We start from the raw sequence: 19,568 nt of genomic DNA on the forward strand, positions 1-19,568 counted from the left end.
GGGCGAATGGATTACTGAGAAGAGACTGCACATGAACATCCGCATCGGAGAGGGCTGGGACACGCACCAGCTGGTCACCGGCCGCCCGCTGATCCTCGGCGGCGTCGAGATTCCGCACACGCATGGCCTGCTGGGCCATTCGGACGCCGACGCGCTCGCGCATGCGATCACCGACGCGCTGCTCGGCGCGGCGGCGCTGGGCGATATCGGCAAGCTGTTCCCGGACACGGCGGCCGAGTTCAAGGGCGCCGATTCGATGGTGCTGCTGGCCGAGGCCTATCGCAAGGTGCGCGAGGCCGGCTGGCAGATCGTCAATATCGACACGACCATCGTCGCGCAGGCGCCCAAGATGGCGCCGCATATCGCGGCCATGCGCGCGCGCCTAGCCGAGGTGCTGGGCATCGCCGCGAGCCAGATCAATGTGAAGGCCAAGACGGCCGAGAAGATGGGCCCGGTCGGCGAGGGGCGCGCGATCGAGGCGCGCGCCGTCTGCCTGCTGACGGCGGGCTAGGCGCCATGGTGCGGCGACTGCTGGCCCTTTGCCTGCTCGCTGCGGCCGCCCAGGCCGGCGCCGCGGACCCGGATCCCTTCCCGCCGCTGGAGCGCTCCAGCACGGCCGAGCTGCGCTACCCGCTGGGTACCGAGAGCGAGCTGGCCGCCTATGCCGGCTGGTCCGATCTCGAGGCGCGCAGCCTGCGCCTGGCGACGCTGACGCGCGGCGCCTTCAGCGGCGCGGCCGGCCTGAAGATCCATTACCGGCTCTACCGCCACCGTGCCGAGACGCGCGGCACCGTCGTGCTGGTGGCCGGCCGCACCGAGGGCCTGGTGATGTACCAGGAGCTGATCCTCGACCTGCTGCGCAATGGCTATTCGGTCCATATCCAGGATCACCGCGGCCAGGGCTTCTCGCAGCGCCTGCTGCCCGAGAAGCCCAGCCTCGGCCATGTCGACCAGTTCCAGCACTACGTCGACGACCTGGCCGCCTTTATCGATGGCCCGTCCAAGGCGGCGCGCAGCCGCCGGCCGCTGTTCCTGCTGGCGCATTCGATGGGCGGCGCCGTGTCGGCGCTCTATCTTGAACAGCAGGCGGCGAATAGCGGCGTCGCCGCCGCCGCACTGGTGACGCCGATGATGGAACCCTGGGCCGACGGCGAGGCCGACGCCGGCCTGGCCGCGCGGCTGGCCGGCGGCTATTGCGCCCGCTTCAGTGTCGACGTCGGCCCGCTGGGCCGGCTGTCCGAGCAATATGCGGAGGGCAGCGACTTCGACAGCGAATACGCCAAAGTACGCGAGGCAGCCGCCGACGCCCCCAATGCGCTGACGCACAGCGCGCGGCGTTTCGCCCGCCATTGGCAGGCCCGCGATGAGGCGCGCTGCACGGGCGAGGACTGCGGCTGGCCCGATGCCAAGATCGGCGGCCCGTCGCTGCGCTGGTTCAACCAGGCCTGCGTCGGCTCCGAGCAGGCGCGCGGCCCGGCCGCTGCCGGCATTCGCGTGCCCGTGCTGCTGCTGCAGGGCGGGCTGGACCGGGTCGTCAAGCCCGAGGCGCAGCAGAGCTTTTGCGCGCAGCTGAACAGCGGTTCGGGCACCGGCTACTGCGTCGGGCGTCGCCTGCCCGGGGCGCTGCACTCGATCTTTATCGAGGCCGATGCGCAGCGGCAGCCGGCCCTGCGCCGGGTGCTGGGCTTCTTCGATTGCGTGCGCGGCGAGAATGAGGCCCCTCGACCGGCGAGTACGCCGGTCGGCCCCCCGCGGGGGCGGCAATGCTCGCGGCATTGAGCCGCCTGCATCGCCAGCTGGGCCGGCTTGGGAGCGGCCCGGCGCTCGGCCCGAAGGGCGGGACGAAGAGTCGTTTCTAGGCGGCCCGCTGCAGCCGGATCACCGTCAAGAGCCCGCCGCCCTCGGCATTGCCCAGCTCCAGCTGGCCGCCCAGGCGCTGCACCGACTTCTCGACGATGGCCAGGCCCAGGCCGGCGCCGGTGGCGGCGGTGCGCGCCGCATCGCCGCGGAAGAAGGGCGTGGTCAGCCGCGCCAGCTTGTCCGGCGGCACGCCGGGGCCATGGTCGCGGACCTGCAAGAGCACCCAGGGCCCGTTCTGCGTGTGGCCGACCTCGACCAGGGCCGGCTCGCCGGGCCCATGGCCGTAGCGGCGTGCGTTCTCGAACAGATTGAGCAGCACACGGCCCAGCTCGGTCTCGTCGGCCCAGACCTTCAGCTCCGAGGGCAGGCGGATCTGGATGCGGATCTGCGTCGGGTCGCGGAAGCCCTGCGCCTCGCGCTCGACCAGCTCGGCCAGCGGCACCGGCTGCAACTGCAGCTCGCTGGGCCGCGCATAGTCCATGAACTTGTTGATGATGGCGTCGAGCTGGTCGATGTCCTGCACCATGAACTGGCGCGCCTGCTCGTCGCTGACGCTCATCTCGACCTCCAGCCGCAGGCGGGCCAGCGGCGTGCGCAGATCGTGCGAGATGCCGGCCAGCATCACCGTGCGGTCCTCCTCCATCTTGGCCAGTTCGCGTGCCATGCGGTTGAAGCCCATATTGACCTCGCGGATCTCGCTGGTTAGCGTGCGCTCGTCCAGGCGCGAGTCGTACTCGCCCTCGCGGATGCGGCCGGCGGCGATCGAGAGCTCGCGCAGCGGCTGGTTGATCAGGCGCGCGATCAGGGCCGAACCCAGCGCCGTCGCGGCCAGCGAGATCGCGATCCACCACCAGTTGTTGAAGGAGGTGACGGTCAGCGGCGAGGCGCTGGTCTGCAGCCAGTAGGCGTCCTGGTCGACCGCGAAGCGCACCCACAGCCCGGTTTCGCCGTTGACGCTGCTCGCGACGACGGTGTCGGGCCCCAGCCGGCCGCGCAACTCGGCCGCCAGCTCCTTGGCGAAGGGGTTCATGTCGTAGGGCTGCCAGCGGTCATGGCCCTCGGCGACGCGCACCTTGACCATCTCGCTGCGCGCGATCGAGCTGATCACGGCGACGCGGTTGATCGCGTCGGTATTGGCCAGCGCGGCGCGGCTCAGATTGACCAGGCCGGCCAGTTGCTGCGCCGCCTCCAGCGCGCGCGGCTCGGCCTCCAGCGCCTTGAAGGTCTGCTGCCAGGCCAGCACGCCGCCGGTCAGCAGCAGGGCCAGCAGGGCAAAGGTGCGCCAGAAGAGATTCAGCGCGAGCTGGGGGCGGCTCACCGAACGTTTGATCCGGCTCAGGCTGTCTCGTCGGGCACGAACACGTAGCCGACGCCCCAGACCGTCTGGATATAGCGCGGCTGGGCCGGATCGGTCTCGAGCAGCTTGCGCAGGCGCGAGATCTGCACGTCCAGGCTGCGGTCGAAGGGCTCGAACTCGCGGCCGCGCGCCAGCTGGGCCAGCTTGTCGCGGGAGAGCGGCTGGCGCGGGTGGCGCACCAGGGCCTTCAGCATCGAGAACTCGCCGGTGGTCAGCGGCAGCGGCTCGCCGTTCTTGGACAGGCGGCGCAGCGCCAGGTCGAACTCGAAGGGGCCGAAGGCGACCGTCATGGGCTCCTTGGACGGCGCGCCGGGCGCTTCCATCGCCGGGCGGCGGCGCAGCACCGCATTGATGCGGGCCAGCAGTTCGCGCGGGTTGAAGGGCTTGGACAGGTAGTCGTCGGCGCCGACCTCCAGGCCGACGATGCGGTCGACCTCCTCGACCTTGGCCGTCAGCATGATGATGGGCGTGTTGTCGTTGCCGGCGCGCAGGCGCCGGCAGATGGTCAGCCCGTCCTCGCCGGGCAGCATCAGGTCGAGCACGATCAGGTCGACCGTCTCGCGGGTCAGCTGCTTGTTCAGCGCCTTGCCGTCCTCGGCCAGCAGCACGTCGAAGCCCTCCTGCGTCAGATAGCGGCGCAGCAGGTCGCGGATGCGGGCGTCGTCGTCGACGACCAGGATGCGGTTCGGTCGGGCGTTCGGGGTGCCGGTGCTGCTGTTCATGGCGGTCCTGTGGGCGGTCCTGAATTTGTAACAGCGGCATTGTGAGCGTGTTTTTCGGCTTTTCAAGCGCCGGCCCGCGATCGTTACAGCTCGTTTACAAAGAGTCTGGTCAACCGGCACGGCGGGCGCAACGCTAAGCTGTCAGCCCCCTGCCGCGGAGAAACCGGATGAAGAACAAGACCCTGTCGACGCTTGCCTCGCTGGCGCTGCTGCTGCCCGCGCTGGGCGCCCAGGCGCAGAGCGCCGAGGCGCCGCGCGACCGGCTGAACCTGTCGGCCAGCGCCAGCGCCGAGGTGACCCGCGACCTGTTGGGCATCACTTTCTCGACGACCAAGGAGGGCGGCGACGCCGCCGCCGTGCAGACGGCGCTGAAGCAGGCGCTCGATGCGGCGCTGGCGGAGGCGCGCAAGATCGCCAAGCCCGGCGCGGTCGAGCTGCAGGCCGGCAATTTCTCGCTGCAGCCGCGCTACACCGCCCCGCGCAGCGGCGCGGCGCCGACGATCAGCGGCTGGCAGGGCACGGCCGAACTGCTGGTCGAGGGCAAGGACGCCGCGGCGATCGCCCAGCTGAGCGGCCGCATCGCCAGCATGAGCATCGCCCGGGTCGGCTACGGCCTGTCCAAGGAGCAGCGCGAGAAGGCCGAGGCCGAGCTGACCGCGCAGGCGATCGCCCGCTTCCGCGCGCGCGCCGCTGATTACGCGGGCCAGTTCGGTTATGGCGGCTATCAGATCGGCGAGGTCAGCATCAATGCCGCCGACAGCGGTCCGGTCCGGCCCATGCCCATGCTGCGCGCCAAGGCCATGTCGGCCGATGCCGGCGAGGCGCTGCCGGTCGAGGCCGGCAAGGCGACGGTCAGCGTGACGGTTGCCGGCTCAGTGCAGCTGCTGAAGAAATAGGCAGGCGACCGCGCGCGCTTACTGGGCGGTCCAGCCGCCGTCCAGGCTCCAGGCCTGGCCGCGCACATTGGCGGCCGCGTCCGAGCACAGGAAGACGCTCAACTCGCCGAGCTGCTCGGGCGTCGTGAACTGCAGCGAGGGCTGCTTCTCGGCCAGCAGTTGCTTCTTGGCGTCCTCGTTGCTGATGCCGGCCGCGGCGGCGCGCGCATCGACCTGCTTCTGCACCAGCGGTGTCAGCACCCAGCCGGGGCAGATCGCGTTGACGGTGACGCCGCTGGTCGCCGCCTCCAGCGCCACCGCCTTGGTGAAGCCGACGATGCCGTGCTTGGCCGCGACATAGGCCGATTTCTCGGCCGAGGCCACCAGGCCATGCACCGAGGCGATATTGAGGATGCGACCCCAGCCGCGCGCCTTCATCGCCGGCAGCGCCAGGCGCGTCGTGTGGAAGGCCGAAGTCAGATTGATCGCGATGATGGCGTCCCAGCGCTCGACCGGAAAGTTCTCCACCGGCGCCACATGCTGGATGCCGGCGTTGTTGACGAGGATGTCGCAGGCGCCGAACTCGGCCGCCACATGGGCCATCATGGCCTCGATCTCGGCCGGCTTGCTCATGTCCGCGCCGTGGTAGCCGACCCGGATGCCCTGCGCCGCACCGGCGGCCGCGACCTCGGACTTGGGGCCTTCGGCATCGCCGAAGCCGTTCAGAACGATGTTCGCGCCCTGGCGGGCCAGGCTCAGCGCGATGCCCAGACCGATGCCGCTGGTGGAGCCGGTGACCAGCGCTGTTTTGCCTTTCAACATCTGCGACGTCCTCTCGTGGTTGATACGATTGATTATGGAAGGATATGAACAATGGCTGAACCGCAGCTGAATTATGTGCAGTGCCTCGGTGCCGCCGGCCTGCACCGCATGGCTTACTGGGAATGGGCGCACCAGGGCGGGCTGGCGAAGCCGCCGGTGCTGGTCTGCGTCCATGGCCTGGCGCGGCAGGGGCGCGATTTCGACACGCTGGCGCGCGCGCTCAGCGATCGCTATCGCGTGGTCTGCCCCGATGTGGTGGGCCGTGGCCGCTCGGACTGGCTGCGCCAGCCGGCCGGCTACCAGATCCCGGCCTATGTGGCCGATATGGTGACCTTGCTGGCGCGGCTCGACGTCGAGCAGGTCGACTGGGTCGGCACCTCGATGGGCGGACTGATCGGCCTGGGCCTGGCGGCCCTGCCGGACAGCCCGGTGCGCCGCCTGGTGCTGAACGACGTCGGCCCGGCGATCCGCTACGAGGCCTTGCAGCGCATCGGCAGCTATCTGGGCCAGCCGATCAGCTTCGATTCGGCGGAGCAGGGCGCCGACTACCTGCGCTCGATCTCGGCCGGCTTCGGCCCACACACCGCCGAGCAATGGGTGGCGCTGTCGCGGCCGATGCTGGTGCCGCTGGACGGCGGGCCGCGGCTGAAGCTGCATTACGACCCGCGCATCGCGCTGCCCTTTGCCGCTGTGACGCCGGAGCTGGCGGCGGCCGGCGAGGCGGCGCTGTGGCAGGCCTATGACGGCCTGCGCTGCCCGACGTTGCTGCTGCGCGGCGCCGACTCGGATCTGCTGTCGCGCGAGACGGCGCAGGCGATGACGCAGCGCGGCCCGCGCGCGACGCTGCACGAGCTGGCCGGCGTCGGCCATGCGCCCACGCTGGTGCAGCCGGATCAGATCGCGCTGGTGCGGGAGTTCCTGACCGCCTCGCCATGAAGACCTCGGTCCATGCGGACGCCCAGCGCGCCGCGCCCATCGTCGCCTTGCTGGACGCCGAGCCGGCCGCGGCGGACTCCAGCGCGCCCGTGCTGCGCGCGCGCGCCTTCGCCGAGCCGCTGCTGACTGGCCGGCCGCTGGACACCGGCGAGGAGGCGCTGGCCCATGCCGACGGCGTTGCGACCATCCTGGCCGGCATCGGCGCGGCGCCGGCCATGCAGGCGGCCAGCTATCTGGTCTATGCCGGCGACTATCTGAACAAGCCCGAGGAGATCGTCAGCAAGGCCTTCGGCGAGTCCTATGCCAGCCTGGTGACGCACACGCGGCGCCTGGTGCAGATCCAGCGCGCCGCGCGCGAGGCGCAGCTGGATGCGCTGGGCCGCGAGCAGCGCGCCGAGCAGACCGAGCGGGTGCGCAAGATGCTGCTGGCCTTCTCGCGCGATCTGCGCGTCGTGCTGCTGCGCCTGGCTTCGCGCCTGCAGACGCTGCGCTATTTCGCCGCCAGCAAAAAGCCCTGTCCGCAGGCGCTGGCGGCCGAGTCGCAGCAGGTGTTCGCGCCGCTGGCGAACCGGCTGGGCATCTGGCAGATCAAGTGGGAGCTGGAGGACCTGTCCTTCCGCTTCCTGCAGCCCGAGCGCTATCGCGAACTGGCGCGCGCGCTGGACGAGACGCGGGTCGAGCGCGAGCGCCGCATCGAGGCCGCGCGCGTGGCGCTGCAGGCCGATCTGCTCGCGCATGGCATCGATGCGCAGGTGCAGGGCCGGCCCAAGCATCTGTTCAGCATCCACAAGAAGATGCAGGGCAAGGGCCTGGAGCTCGAGCGGGTCTTCGATCTGCGCGCCTTGCGCGTGGTCGTGCCCGAGGTCACCGATTGCTATGCGGCGCTGAGCCGCCTGCACGAGCTGTACACGCCGGTGGCCGGCGAGTTCGACGACTACATTGCCAAGCCCAAGGCCAACGGCTACCAGTCGCTGCACACGGTCGTGCTCGGGGCGGACGGCCGGCCGATGGAGGTGCAGATCCGCACGCGCGCGATGCACGAGCATGCCGAGCATGGGGTGGCCGCGCACTGGGCCTACAAGGAGGCCGGCGCGCGCGGCTATGCCGGCGTGGTCGCGGCCGGCGATTTCGAGGAGCAGGTGGCGGCCGCGCGCAAGGCGGTGCTGCGCCAGCTGCTGGCTTGGGAACGCGACTTTGCCGAAGGCATGGAAGACGAAGGCGAGGGTGCCGGCGCCGCCTCGCAGCCGGTCTTCGACGACCGCATCTATGTGTTCACGCCGCAGGCTTCCATCGTCGAGCTGAGCGCCGGCGCGACGCCGATCGACTTCGCCTACGCGGTGCATACCGATCTGGGCCACCGCTGCCGCGGCGCCAAGGTCGACGGGCAGATGGTGCCGCTGAACAAGCGCCTGCAGAGCGGGCAGACGGTGGAGGTGACGGCGGCCAAGGAGGGCGGCCCTTCGCTGGACTGGCTGAACCCGGAACTCGGCTATCTGCAGAGCCCGCGTTCGCGCGCCAAGGTGCGCGCCTGGTTCAATGCGCTGGCCGAGAAGCAGACGATCGCCAAGGGCCGCGAACTGGTCGAAAAGCTCTTGCAGCGCGAGGGCAAGACGGCGGTCAAGCTCGAGGACCTGGCGGCGCGGCTGGGCTTCAAGAATGCGGACGCGCTGTTCGAGGTGGTCGGCAAGGACGAGTACTCGCTGCGCAATATCGAGCTGCTGCTGCGCCCGCCGGCGCCCGAGCCGGACGAGGACGAGTTGCTCGCGCAGCGCCGCAGCAAGCCCAGCAGCGCGCCGCGCCAGGGGCAGGGCGGCGTGCTGGTGGTCGGCGTCGATTCGCTGCTGACCAATCTGGCGCGCTGCTGCCGGCCGGCGCCACCCGATCTGATCGGCGGTTATGTGACGCGCGGCAAGGGCGTGGCCATCCATCGCGCCGATTGCACGAACTTCCGCCAGATGGCGCAGCGCGCGCCCGAGCGGGTGATCGCCGTCGCCTGGGGCGGCGAGGTTGGGGCAGATGCGGCGGGCGGCAAGCACGCGGCGGTCTATCCGGTCGATGTCGTCGTCGAGGCGATCGATCGGCAGGGCCTGCTGCGCGATGTGCTGGAGGTTTTCGCCAAGGAGAAGATGAACGTCGCGGCCGTCCATATGCCGACGGTGCGCAGCGGCCTCAGCAAGGGCGGTGGCAAGGACGACATCGCGCGCATGCACTTCACCGTCGAGGTCGCGGACTCGGGGCGGCTCGCCCATGTGCTGCGCAACATCGCGCAGCAGAGCGGTGTTCAGTCCGCCCGCCGAAAATAATTGATCGCCGATTCGGAAATCTTGGACGTCTGAAAATTCCGTGCTATACTGCGAAGCTCTTCAGGCGCGTAGCTCAGTTGGTTAGAGCACCACCTTGACATGGTGGGGGTCGTTGGTTCGAATCCAATCGCGCCTACCAAATTCGGTAGGCAAAAAGCCCGATAGATCAGTGATCTGTCGGGCTTTTTCGTTTCCGGGTCCGACTGATGGGGCAGTCCGTGGGGCAGTCATTGCCTCGTTGAGCTTGGCTCGCTGGGTGCCGCCGTCGGCACCCGGGATCCATTTCGCGTACTTGTCGATCAGCACCTTCACGTTGTGGCCGACCTGCGCGGCGATGTAGGCCGGCGTGACGCCGGCGATCAAGGCCGCCGTGCAGAAGGTATGGCGAGTGGCATAGGCGCGGCGATAGCGAATCCCGAGGCGGGCCAGGGTTGGCTTCCAGTAGGTGTCCCGCTGTGCGCGCTCGTCATGCCACGGCTTGCCGAGTTCCGGGTGTTCGAAGATCTCCGCATCCGTTCCGGGCTTGAAAGTGAACTGCATCATGACTGCGAGGGCGGCCATGGCGGCGTCCGGGATATCGACATCCCTGACCACATGCGTTTTCGACCCGTCACGCTCCGATCCCTTGAACGTTCTTACCCGTTGGACGCGCGCAGTGCCTGTTTCGAAGTCGATGTCGCTCCATCGAAGGGCGATGATTTCTTCGGGACGCATACCAGTATGGAACGCCCAGTCGAAGTAGGCCCAGACCCGAATGTCGTAGTTCTCTGCAAAATCGCGCAAGACCCGGTCCCGCTCGGTGGGGGAAAGTGGATCAGGCAAGGTCCTGGTGGTCGCTCCGTTGGCAATGCCGATCATTGGGTTTTGAAACTTCAACGGACCGGGGTACTCGAGCTCGAAGATGCCTCTCAAAGGGATGAGGCAGTTGTTCATCAGCTTGCTGCTTGCCCATGGGTGCTTGCCAATCTTTGCTGCCAACTTGGCATGCGTCAGGTCGGCAATCGCGGTTTCTGGTCCCAGCAACGGTTTCCAGACATGGGTGACCGCATTGGTGTACTGAGACCGTGTCGCTGCGGTCAGTTTCCCGATGGAGTCGAGGTAGTCGGCGCACGCTTCAGCGAACGTTCGAGCCTTCGTGCCCGCTTTTCTGGCTCGGGAAGAGTTGGGGAATGTCTTCTCGTAGTCGAAGATTCCTCGCTTGATCTCCCTCTCGATGCGGCGAAGCAGCACGTTGGCGATCTCGATGTTCTTGAGCGTGGGGGAGAGCCCCAGCGATTCGCGACACCGTTTCAGCTGGTAGTGAAACGTCACCCGAATGCTGTTCCCACGAACTTCTATTCCGCGCGGCAAGTCACCCATGATTCATACCACTCAACGTCTATGTGGATCCTCCCATCGGGAGAACGTCGGTACTCGCGGCCTTCGCGCCAGACGTGCTCCTCGATCTTTCGTCGCAACGCCTTTTCGGTGTAACCAGTGAGCTCGGCGAACTTCTGCAGCAAGATAAATCTGACAGGTCGAGCATTCATGACTGGGTGCCTCTTCGGTGCTCATCAGATAGTGGGACCTTGATGTCGCGTATCGCTCGGCGTTTCGGTGAACTGAAGCACTGAATCTGATACAGGTCGGCCCCATACTAGCCGGCGTCGGGTTGGAAAAAAGTCTTGCAATGCGGTGGAATTGACCGCCTTTGACGCCTCACGGCGTCGCCACAACTGGGCTCTGGACGCTTTGGACGGGCGGCTATGCGAGGGGAGGCGGTCCTAGCCCCGCACCGCGCCGCTCCAAGCCAGCGCCGCTTACCCTTCTATCCAACCTGCACCCCCGGTAAAGAGCATCGTCGCAAACGTCCGCTTAGGACTGAGCCGGTGCGAATGGCCGCGCGGACGGCCTTGCGGGCATCATGGGCATGTTGGCAGCGCCGCTGGTTGCGCACCTCACCATCCCGTCGGATGCGTGCGTGGAGGCTCGTCTTCCATGGGTTGGAGGATGAACATAGGCCTAAGTAAGGTCTACAACGGTAGGCTGAAACAGGGTTGCCGAGCGCTCACAGGCCGGCGGCAAACTTCTTAGGCGCAATGTGAGGCCTGACGGGCTGGAGGATGGTCCCGATGCCACGAAGTGTGATGCTGGAGTTGACGATCGTCTGCCTTCTGCTTGCGGCGTCGGTGCCGGCCGCTGGTCAGATTGCGGGAGCGTGCCGCTTCGACGTGTCTTTACGACGATTTCAGGGGACTGACCTGCAGCAAGCGCAATGCCTGCTTCGTTCGGTGAAGCGATGGGGGAAGGTTGCAGCTGCTCCGGCCGTACTGCCCCCAGCGCTCGAGGCGCTGATCGGCAAGCCGGTGGGCTTTGGGCTTGAGCAGCTTAGAACGCTACTGGCTGCCTCCGGTCTCGATGAATCGGCTGTCGGTGGCAAGCTGAGCGCGCATGTTTCCGCTCGCTACTTCGTCATCCACGACACGAGTTCACCCTGGCTTGGCGACACGAGCTTTCCTGCCGACGACACGCCGGCATTGAACAATTTGGCGACCTACAGGAAGCCTGATGCGGTAGCGCATGTCTTCGTTAGCCGCACTGGTCAGACCTTGCTTGGGCACGACTTCAGCGAGCCATGGCGCGCCACTAAGCTTGAATCGACGGTGATAGGTCCACCCGCCAGTGGTCTTTTCCTGCACGTCGAGCTGCTGCAGCCGCGGCGCCGCGACCCAGCAGGTGGCCCCAAGAACGACGCGATGGCACCGATTCCGGGCTTCACGCCTGTGCAGTACGAGCGGCTGGCGCTGCTTTATGCGGCCGCCAGCGCGCGCGCCGGTGCATGGCTGGTTCCCGCTATGCATGCGTCGATCGATGAGGGCCTGGTCGATGCGCATGACGACCCGCAGAACTTCGTGCTGGCCGACTTCGCATCGGCGCTGGAGCGTTTGCAGGCGGCGTTAACCGGCACCGTTTCTGAGCAGCCGCCCGCCTCGCAAGCATCAGACGCACCGGTTGCCGCTTCGTCAGCCGTGCCCGCATCTGAAGCCACGCCGGGAAGTCCGGGAGATCTTTGCGCCCCTATTGTCGCCGGACTTGCGCGCTTGACCGGCGGCGCTGAACTGCTGGCCTCCGGCAGTGGCAACAAGAGCTGGAAGTCTCTTTTCGACGAATGTGATCGGTCGGACCGTTTTGCTGGCCAAGCACTGCCCACGCACGCGGGGAAGCCGTTGCGTTGCTCCACAGATCCCAACCGCGTGGCCTTCATCTCACGCTATGCCGATGGCACCGTGGTATTTCAAGCCAAGGCCTCGGTCGACGCCGATGGGTCGCCGGTGGTCGGCGGCAGCGGCTGGCCGAACGACGTTCAAACCTGGCTCACCTATGACAAAGGATCGAAGGACACCTTTGTCAACGCAGAGGAAGTGCCGTTCATCGTTTTGCCGCTGCCGACCAAGGCTGCCGGCCTGTCATTGATGAAAGATATGCGCGTGGGCAAGGGCGATCTGGCAGTCGTAGTCAGCGGTGGACGCTGCACGTTCGGCGTGCTCGGTGACGCCGGACCGTGGTTCCGCCTGGGTGAGCTTTCCTTGCGCGCGCACGAGGAGATGGGCAACCCGCAATGCCGCATCCCCGGCGAACATCCGTGCAAGGGACTCAAGGGTGGCAGCGGGATCGGCATTGTCGAGGGCGTGACGTACATCGTCTTCCCGGGCACGCGGCCCAAGCCGCTGCTCAGCCAGACGGTGAACAAGGTTGTGCGCGAGCTGGCCACCGATAGGGCCCTGCGCTTCCTGCAGGCAAATACGAGACCGTAATCGACTACCGATCGAGTCGGCGGCTCTGCGGCAGAACTCGGCTCGTTGCAGACGGTCGCGAGCGACCGCTCGTGCGTCGCCTCTCCGCCGAGCCGATGACCTAAGTCACGGTACGGTCAAGGGGCTCGCCAGTATCCTTTTCGCGTTCACCGGGAGAGTTGCAAGTGTCGGTCCTGTGCTGGAAAGTTGCCTTGGCTGCCGCGATTACGTTGGCTGGATGCGCTGGTCAACCGCCTGCGCCGGCCCAGGTTGTCGGGACCATTCAAGCCTCGACGCAGGTCAATCCAAGCGCTAGTAAGCGACCTTCTCCGTTGCTGGTTCGCATCTACGAGCTGAAGTCGGTGGCGGCTTTTAATAGCAGTGACTTCATGTCGCTGTATCAGCGCGACCAGGCGGAGCTGGCTGCCGACATGCTGGGGCGCGACGAGTTCGTGCTAGCGCCCGGCGAACAGAAGGCTTATGTCAAGACGCTGGCGGCGGAGACGCGATTCCTCGGCGTGGTAGCGGCCTTCCGCGACCTGGAGCATGCGAAATGGCGCACGGCGGTGGCGATACAGCCGGGGCAGAAGCAGCGTGTCTCGATCCAAGCGAGCGAACTGTCCGTCGAGGCGGCGGTGAGCCGCTGACCCATGAGCTCAGCGGGCAGGGTACTGTGGTCGCAGGGCATGTTCCTGCTACCCCATCATTTCCAGCAGGAGGCAAGGCATTTCGAGTCGCTCGTCGATATGCGGCTGCGCGCTGGCGGCCCGCATAGCTGGGGATTTTTTGAGCTGGCGCTGGACGAGGGACTGTTGTCAACCGGCAAGCTGGGGCTGAGCCGTGCCAGCGGGATCTTGCCGGACGGCACGCCGTTCTCGATTCCGCAGCATGATGCCAAGCCGGCGCCGCTGGAGATACCGGTGGACCTGAAGGACGAAATGGTCTACTTGGCCGTAGCGCTGGCGCGCGAAGGGGTGACACAGGTCTGCTTCGGCGACGAGGCGGCGCGCGAGGCCCTGCGCTGGCGCGCCGTCAACGAAGAATTGCGCGACCACACCAATGCCGCCGATGAGCCCGAAGCGGTGCAGACTGGCGCGTTGGAGCTGCGCCTTCTGCGTGCCAAGGAAACCGGGCCTGGTCAGGCACTGTTAGGGGTGGCGCGCGTGATCCAGCGTCGCAGCGACCGCCAGCTCGAGTTGGACCGCGACTACATTCCCCCGCAGACCCGCATTGATGCGAGCCAGCAACTGTCCGCTCAGGCGACCCTGCTACAGGGGCTCATCCATCAGCGCGCCAACGCCCTTGCTGGACGCATGGGACAACTCAGCCATGGTGTGTCCGAAATGGCTGACTTCTTGATGCTGCAGGCTTTGAACCGCGCGGAGCCGGTGTTCCGCCAGTATGCGCAGGCCCCCAGCGCGCATCCGCTGACGCTCTACCTGGCCTGTCTGCAACTCGCCGGTGACCTGGCGACATTTTCCAGCGATAACCGCTACCCACCCGAGTACCCGCTGTACCACCACGAGGATCCGCGGAGTTGCTTCGCGCCGGTGGTCGCCGACCTGCGCCGCATGCTTTCCACCGTGCTGGAGCGCAACGCGGTACAGATCGAATTGATCGATCGCAGCCACGGGGTTCGCATGGCGGTGTTCCCAGACGCCGAACTGGCCCGCCATGCCAGCTTCGTGCTGGCGGTCAACGCGCAGATGCCGGCCGAGCAACTGCGTACGCGCTTCCCTGCCCAGTCGAAGCTGGGGCCGGCGGAGCGGCTGCGTGATCTCGTCAACCTGCACTTGCCCGGCGTTGCCCTGCGCTCCCTGCCGACCGCGCCGCGCCAGCTGCCCTTCCATGCCGGCTTCCATTACTTCGAACTCGACCGGGGTGGCGAACTGTGGAAGCAGCTCGAGCGCAGCGGAAGCCTCGCATTGCATGTGGGGGCCGACTTTCCCGGCCTCGAACTCGAACTCTGGGCGATCCGGCAATGATCGAGCGAGGACCGGAAGATGGACCCCTCCGCCCTCAACGACCCGTTCGCTGACCTGGACGACCAGCAGCGCACCTTCATCCGGCCCAGCCCTGGCGGACGCAATCCGGCTGCGCGTTCGGCCGAGCCGGCTGTCAGCGGCGAAGGCAGCCCTACCGAGCAGGCTGCGCCGGACGAGGGCCTGAATCCACTGGTCGCGCTGGCCAACCGGCTGCTGATGGCGGCGCCACAGTTGCGCGCGACCCGCCATGTCGACGACCCGGCGGCGCTACGCAATGCGCTGGCGCAAGGCATCCGCGACTTCGCCGCGCGTGCAGCAGCTCAGGGCATCAGCGCGGAGCGGGTGATGGCTGCGCGCTATGTGCTGTGCACGATGCTCGACGAGGCTGCAGCCGATACGCCCTGGGGCGGCTCGGGCCTGTGGGGACAGCACAGCCTGCTGGCCGCCTTCCATAACGAGACCGAGGGCGGCGAGAAGGTGTTCCAGCTGATGGCACACCTGGCGGAGCATCCCGAGCAGAATCTTGACCTGCTGGAACTGATCTACGGCGCGCTGGTGCTTGGATTCGAGGGCCGCTACCGTGTCATCCCGAACGGCCGTGCTCAACTTGAGGCGGTGCGTGACAAGCTGGCCCAGATCATCCGCCGCCAGCGCGGCGACCACGCGGCGGCGCTGGCTCAACATTGGCAGGGCCAGCCGGCGCCTCCGCGAGGCTTGGCGAGCTGGCTGCCGCTGGCCGGTGCCGCGGCGCTGATGGCCTTGCTGCTGATGGGGACGTACCTGGCTCTGGCGTTCTCGTTGAGTGCACGCTCGGACCCCGTCTACGCCCAGATCCAGGCCTTGCGGCTGACCCCGCCGCTGGTTGCAGCGCCGCAGGCGGCACCGAAGCCACGGCTCGCGCAGTTCCTGCAGTCCGACATCAAGGCGGGGCTGGTTTCGGTGCGCGACGAGGTCGATCGCAGCGTCGTGACGATCCGCGGCGATGGCGCTTTCGCGCCGGGCAGCGCTGCGCTGCTTTCCGAACGGGAAGAGCTGATGGGCCGGATCGCCGACGCTCTTGCCCAACTCGGCGGGCGTGTGCTGGTGACAGGGCATACCGACAGCCAGCCGATCGCACGCTCGGCGCGTTTCCCCTCGAACTGGCACCTCTCGGAAGCACGCGCCCGCACCGTTGGTGAGCTGCTGGTGGCGCGCCTGGTGAGCGCCGACCGGCTGCGCGTGGAGGGGCGCGCCGATGCCGAGCCGGTGGCGGGCAATGACAGCGCCGCCGGCCGGGCGCAGAACCGGCGCGTGGAGATCACGCTGTTCGTGGCCGGGCGCGGGAGCGAGGCGCCGGCCAGTCAGCCGGCGGGCTCATGATGGTGAAGAAGCTGCTGGGACTGGTGTTCAACCGCTGGGTACTGGCCGCCGCGCTGCTGCTGGCGCTGGCGCTGTCGATTTGGATCATCGGACCGCTCGTCGCGGTTGCAGACCGCCGCCCGCTCGAGACCGAGGCGGCCCGTTGGAACACGATCGGCGCGCTGGCACTGTTGATGATCGTTGTCATTGCCTGGCGGCAATGGCGAGCGCGTCGCGGCAACGCGGCCGTGGTACAGCAGTTGCTGGCGGCACCAACCGGGCCGACGGCACCGCAGGAGAGTGCGGACCTGCAGGCGGTGCGCCAGCGCTTCGATCAGGCGCTGCAAACGCTGCGCCGCGCCCGTTTCGGTACAGGCGGCTTGCTGGCGGGCTGGTCGGCACGCTTCCAGGGGCGCTATCTTTACGAGTTGCCTTGGTACCTGATCATTGGCGCCCCTGGTTCCGGCAAGACCACGGCTCTGCAGAACTGCGGGTTGAAGTTTCCGCTTTCGCCGAATGCCGATGCGCAGGCGGTGCGTGGCGTGGGCGGCACGCGCAACTGCGACTGGTGGTTCACCGACCGCGCGGTGCTGATCGACACCGCCGGGCGCTTTACCACACAGGATAGCGATCGCGACAACGACAGCGGCACCTGGGCCGGCTTCCTGGCGCTGCTCAGGCGCTCGCGACCGCGCCAGGCGCTCAACGGTGTGCTGGTGACGGTGTCGGTGCCCGATCTGCTGGCGCGAGACGTCGAAGGACGGCGCCTCTACGCAGCGGCCGTACGGCAGCGCCTGCAGGAACTGCATGAGGGCTTGTCGATCCGCTTCCCGGTCTATCTGCTCGTCACCAAGACCGATTTGCTGGCCGGTTTCATGGACTACTTCGCCACGCTGGACAAGGAGCAGCGGGCGGCGCCCTGGGGCATGACCTTTGGTGTGGAGGACGCGGGTTCGCTGCGTCAGCAGCGTTTCGGCCTCGAGTTCGATGCGCTGCAGCGGCGTCTGGTCGACGGCTTGGTCGAGCGCCTTCAGGCCGAGCCGGACTTGCTGCGGCGCGCACGCATCTATGGGTTCCCAGGGCAATTTGCCGGCGTTCGCGGACTGCTGCAGGAATTCCTCGAGTCGGTGTTCGCGCCATCGCCCTACGAGGCGGAGCCGCTGCTCAGAGGCGTCTACTTCATCAGCGGTACCCAGGAGGGAACGCCGATCGACCGCGTGCTTGGCAACATCGCGCGCAGTTACCGACTGGAGCGCGCCGTGATCGCGCCGAACCAGACCAGCGGCCGCAGCTACTTCCTTACGCGGCTGGTTACCGAGGTGGTGCTGGCGGAGAGTGGGCTGGCCGGCACGAACCTGCAGTGGGAGCGGCGCCGGCGCCTCTTGGTGTCTGGCGGCTTTGCGGCACTGGTTCTACTAGGTGCTTGCACGCTTGGGGCCTGGACGCTCAGCTACCTGCACAACCGCAGCTATGTCGATGCGGTCGCGCAGGACGTAGAACGCGTGCGCGAACTGGTGCGCACGACGCCCAACCGCGCCTCGCCCGACCTGCTGCCGCTGGTGCCGTCTTTGGCCGCCACGCGGGGCCTGGCAGGCGGCACCGAAGGCGAATCGTGGCGGCTCGGCTTCGGTCTGAACCAAGGGCCCAAGCTCGACAGCGCCGCGCGGGCTGCCTACCAGCGCATGCTGGTCGACGCCGTATTGCCGCGCCTGGGCCTGCGCGTCGAAGAACTGCTTCGCCAGGCCGGCAGTGCGCCGGACGGCGACTACGAGGCCTTGAAGGCCTATCTGATGCTGCACGATGCCGAGCACTTCGAGCCGGCGGCGCTGAAAGCCTATGTCGAGGCCGACTGGGACGCGCAATTGGGCCGCTCCCTGGACGGCCCGCGGCGGGCCCAGCTCAGCGAGCATCTGGATGCGCTGCTCACGCAGGGCGCGGCGGTCTCCCCCCTGGCGCCGGACCGCGCGCTGGTGGAGTTCCACCGCAACCGCCTGGCCGCGCTGAGTCTGCCGCAGCGCATCTACCGCCGGCTGCGCCACCAGGGCCTGGGCAACGAGTTTCCGGACTTCACCGTTGCGCGCGCGGCCGGCAGCAACGCGGCGCTCGTTTTCGTGCGCGCCAGCGGTGCGCCGTTGAACGGCAAGGGCGTGCCGGGCCTGTTCTCCTACGATGGCTACCACCGCGGCTTTCAGAAGGAGGTACCGCGGGTGGCCCAGCAACTGGCCAAGGAGCAGCCCTGGGTGCTGGGCATCGCCGAGAACCAGAAGGGCATGGCTGTCGAACTCCGTGGCGACGAACCGCTACTCGACGACGTGCGCCGGCTCTACCTGAACGAATACGCAACGACCTGGGAGGACTTCGTCGCGGATGTGCGCCTGCAGCCAATGACCAGCTTGGCGCAGTCGATTCAGATGGCGCGGCTGCTGTCCGCCCCCGACAGTCCGCTGCCGCCCTTGATGCGGGCGATGGTCCGCGAAACCACCCTGCTGGCGTCGGATGGCAAGAACCTGGTCGAGAAGACTACCGATCGCGCCACCGACATGCTGCGGCGCTCTCGCGAAGCGGTCGCCGAAGCAGTGACGGCGAAGAAGACCGAGTCCAAGGGGCCGCGCATAGAGAGCCTGGTGGACGACCGCTTCATCGGCTTGCGACGCATGGTGAGCGGACCCGAGGGCGGCAAGGCGCCGATGGACGACACGCTGGCGCTGATTGGCGAGGCGCACATGATGCTCAACGCCGTGGACACTGCTGTCAGGGGTGGCTCGGCGCCGCCGCCATCGCCGGTGCCGCTGAAGCTCAAGGCCGAGGCGGCACGCTTGCCCGAGCCGCTGCGCGCGATGTTGGACAGCCTGTCGAATAGCAGCGCGCAGGTCTCGCAGATTATGGTTCGCCAGAATCTGGGCATGGAGGTGCGCTCGCAGGTCGGCGAGTTTTGTCAGCAGGCGGTTGCAGGTCGCTATCCGCTGGATCGCAATTCGGCGCGCGACGTCACCCAGGCCGACTTCGCGCTGCTGTTTGGGCCCGGCGGCAAGATCGACCAGCTGTTTCAGCAGAAGCTGGCGACCTATGTCGACACCACCACGCGGCCCTGGCGCTTCCGCGCGGTCGAAGGGGGTCCGCTGGGTGTCGACGGGGGCACGCTGCCGCAGTTTCAGCGCGCACAGGCGATCCGCGAGACGCTGTTCCCCGCCGGCAACGTGCCGTCCCTGCGGCTGCAGTTCAAGCCGGTCGAGATGGATGCCTCGCTGAAGCAGTTCATCCTCGACGTGGACGGCCAGATCGTGCGCTACGACCACGGACCGCAAATCCCCGCAACGGTGCAGTGGCCGGGCCCGCGCGGCAGCTCGCAGGTGCGCGTGCAACTGAGCCCGCCGCTGGGCTCTGGCGCCTCCGGCATGGTTTACGACGGCCCGTGGGCGCTGTTCCGGCTGTTCGACCGCGTGCAGATCGAAGCCGGCGGTTCGCCCGAGCGCTTCCGCGCCACCTTCGATGTTGACGGCCGGAAGGCCGTCTTCGAGGTCGTCGCGAGCAGCGTTCGCAATCCATTCCGACTGCGCGAGCTGAGCGAATTCACCTGCCCCGCGGGGCTGTGAGGCA

14 protein-coding genes, 1 tRNA gene and 1 pseudogene are annotated in these 19,568 nt (G+C 67.6%); 11 read left to right on the forward strand and 5 right to left on the reverse strand.

What is annotated here, in order from left to right; all coding sequences use genetic code 11:
- Positions 1-31: 31 nt before the first annotated feature.
- Both ispF and QWJ38_RS06845 read left to right on the forward strand, forming a co-directional pair.
- Positions 32-511, forward strand: coding sequence for a 2-C-methyl-D-erythritol 2,4-cyclodiphosphate synthase (gene ispF / locus QWJ38_RS06840; protein WP_290358312.1), 480 nt, complete (start codon positions 32-34; stop codon positions 509-511).
- A 5-nt stretch (positions 512-516) separates the two neighbouring features.
- Positions 517-1,779, forward strand: coding sequence for an alpha/beta fold hydrolase (locus QWJ38_RS06845; RefSeq protein ID WP_290358313.1), 1,263 nt, complete (start codon positions 517-519; stop codon positions 1,777-1,779).
- A gap of 76 nt (positions 1,780-1,855) precedes the next feature.
- On the opposite strand, the gene QWJ38_RS06850 is transcribed toward QWJ38_RS06845, so the two are convergent.
- Both QWJ38_RS06850 and ompR read right to left on the reverse strand, forming a co-directional pair.
- Positions 1,856-3,178: an ATP-binding protein gene (locus tag QWJ38_RS06850; RefSeq protein ID WP_290358314.1), complete on the reverse strand. Its 1,323-nt coding sequence runs from the start codon at positions 3,176-3,178 to the stop codon at positions 1,856-1,858.
- Between the two features lie 17 nt (positions 3,179-3,195).
- Complete coding sequence (gene ompR / locus QWJ38_RS06855; protein ID WP_290358315.1) at positions 3,196-3,939, reverse strand: osmolarity response regulator transcription factor OmpR; 744 nt, start codon at positions 3,937-3,939, stop codon at positions 3,196-3,198.
- Positions 3,940-4,106: 167 nt separating this feature from the next.
- Here ompR and QWJ38_RS06860 point away from each other — a divergent pair, with 167 nt between their 5' ends.
- Positions 4,107-4,835 (forward strand): SIMPL domain-containing protein, encoded by a 729-nt coding sequence (locus QWJ38_RS06860; RefSeq protein WP_290358316.1) that lies wholly within the window; start codon positions 4,107-4,109, stop codon positions 4,833-4,835.
- Between the two features lie 18 nt (positions 4,836-4,853).
- Here the strand turns inward: QWJ38_RS06860 and QWJ38_RS06865 are convergent, their stop codons facing one another.
- A complete protein-coding gene (locus QWJ38_RS06865) occupies positions 4,854-5,636 on the reverse strand; it encodes a 3-hydroxybutyrate dehydrogenase (protein WP_290358317.1) in 783 nt (260 codons plus the stop codon).
- A gap of 51 nt (positions 5,637-5,687) precedes the next feature.
- Between QWJ38_RS06865 and QWJ38_RS06870 the strand changes: the two genes are divergently transcribed.
- The 3 genes from QWJ38_RS06870 to QWJ38_RS06880 all read left to right on the forward strand — a co-directional run bounded on the left by QWJ38_RS06870 (position 5,688) and on the right by QWJ38_RS06880 (position 9,014).
- Positions 5,688-6,572 carry an alpha/beta fold hydrolase gene (locus tag QWJ38_RS06870; RefSeq protein WP_290358318.1) on the forward strand — a complete coding sequence of 295 codons (885 nt, stop codon included), beginning with the start codon at positions 5,688-5,690 and terminating at the stop codon, positions 6,570-6,572.
- A complete protein-coding gene (locus QWJ38_RS06875; RefSeq protein ID WP_290358319.1) occupies positions 6,569-8,875 on the forward strand; it encodes a RelA/SpoT family protein in 2,307 nt (768 codons plus the stop codon). Before QWJ38_RS06870 ends, QWJ38_RS06875 begins: the two co-directional genes overlap by 4 nt.
- Positions 8,876-8,937: 62 nt before the next feature.
- Positions 8,938-9,014 (forward strand) — tRNA-Val (locus QWJ38_RS06880).
- A 206-nt stretch (positions 9,015-9,220) separates the two neighbouring features.
- Here QWJ38_RS06880 and QWJ38_RS24015 read toward each other — a convergent pair.
- Positions 9,221-10,234: pseudogene (locus QWJ38_RS24015) on the reverse strand (Arm DNA-binding domain-containing protein); the annotation flags it as partial.
- A complete protein-coding gene (xisR, locus tag QWJ38_RS24080; protein WP_290358320.1) occupies positions 10,210-10,404 on the reverse strand; it encodes an excisionase family protein in 195 nt (64 codons plus the stop codon). The gene xisR and the pseudogene QWJ38_RS24015, both read right to left, overlap by 25 nt.
- Positions 10,405-11,001: 597 nt before the next feature.
- Here xisR and QWJ38_RS06890 point away from each other — a divergent pair.
- From QWJ38_RS06890 to tssM, 5 genes are all read left to right on the forward strand, one after another.
- Positions 11,002-12,669 carry a glycoside hydrolase family 75 protein gene (locus QWJ38_RS06890; protein WP_290358321.1) on the forward strand — a complete coding sequence of 556 codons (1,668 nt, stop codon included), beginning with the start codon at positions 11,002-11,004 and terminating at the stop codon, positions 12,667-12,669.
- A gap of 164 nt (positions 12,670-12,833) precedes the next feature.
- Positions 12,834-13,295, forward strand: a complete 462-nt coding sequence (tssJ, locus tag QWJ38_RS06895) for a type VI secretion system lipoprotein TssJ (RefSeq protein ID WP_290358322.1) — start codon at positions 12,834-12,836, stop codon at positions 13,293-13,295.
- Positions 13,296-13,298: 3 nt separating this feature from the next.
- Positions 13,299-14,633 carry a type VI secretion system baseplate subunit TssK gene (tssK, locus tag QWJ38_RS06900; protein ID WP_290358323.1) on the forward strand — a complete coding sequence of 445 codons (1,335 nt, stop codon included), beginning with the start codon at positions 13,299-13,301 and terminating at the stop codon, positions 14,631-14,633.
- 18 nt (positions 14,634-14,651) lie between these two features.
- On the forward strand, positions 14,652-15,992 hold the full coding sequence (locus QWJ38_RS06905; RefSeq protein ID WP_290358324.1) for a DotU family type VI secretion system protein: 1,341 nt from the start codon (positions 14,652-14,654) through the stop codon (positions 15,990-15,992).
- Positions 15,989-19,564 carry a type VI secretion system membrane subunit TssM gene (tssM, locus tag QWJ38_RS06910; protein WP_290358325.1) on the forward strand — a complete coding sequence of 1,192 codons (3,576 nt, stop codon included), beginning with the start codon at positions 15,989-15,991 and terminating at the stop codon, positions 19,562-19,564. The genes QWJ38_RS06905 and tssM overlap by 4 nt, the downstream gene beginning before the upstream one ends.
- Positions 19,565-19,568 lie beyond the last annotated feature (4 nt).

It is taken from the genome of Roseateles violae (genome assembly GCF_030410485.1).
In the GTDB taxonomy this organism is placed as follows: Bacteria; Pseudomonadota; Gammaproteobacteria; order Burkholderiales; family Burkholderiaceae_C; genus Roseateles_D; species Roseateles_D violae.